Raw genomic sequence first — 574 nt, 5'->3', positions numbered from 1 at the left:
CAGACTTTCTCTCGAAAATCTCTTGTTTTCAGCTTGTTTCCAATTTTTTAAAGAACAGTTGATAAAACTTTTCAGTTATCATCGTTAAATAAACTAAATAAATATAAATAAAATCTTAAACACTATAAGTTTAGATTAGTACTCATGATTTTCTTCCCTATTCTCTCTTAATTTACTTAACGATGATAAGTGGTTTACTTAACGATGATAAGTGGTTTACTTAACGATGATAAGTGGTGGAGATAAGCGGGATCGAACCGCTGACCTCCTGCGTGCAAGGCAGGCGCTCTCCCAGCTGAGCTATATCCCCATTTCATCATAAATTAATAACTAATCATTTATGTTTTAGTTATTATTTATTTACACTACACCTTTCGCTTCACTCACTCTCAGAGTGGTGGGTCTGAGTGGACTTGAACCACCGACCTCACCCTTATCAGGGGTGCGCTCTAACCACCTGAGCTACAGACCCAAGGGTAATGTTTTCTTCTGCTCATTTGTCTACAACTATCAGTCAATCTGTGTGAACACTCGCTGTCGCTCATTTCGGTAAGGAGGTGATCCAACCGCAGGT

Annotated in this window: 2 tRNA genes; both read right to left on the bottom strand. The window is 38.7% G+C overall.

The window, feature by feature from the left end:
- Window positions 1–234: 234 nt before the first annotated feature.
- Window positions 235–310, bottom strand: a tRNA-Ala gene (locus tag ABW51_RS09640).
- 85 nt (window positions 311–395) lie between these two features.
- Window positions 396–472: transfer RNA gene (locus ABW51_RS09635), tRNA-Ile, on the bottom strand.
- Window positions 473–574 lie beyond the last annotated feature (102 nt).

The organism is Haemophilus sp. C1 (assembly GCF_001276515.1).
In the GTDB taxonomy this organism is placed as follows: domain Bacteria; phylum Pseudomonadota; class Gammaproteobacteria; order Enterobacterales; family Pasteurellaceae; genus Haemophilus.
The sequence above is the reverse complement of the archived record's forward strand: the minus strand, read 5'-3'. Positions and strand labels throughout refer to the sequence as shown.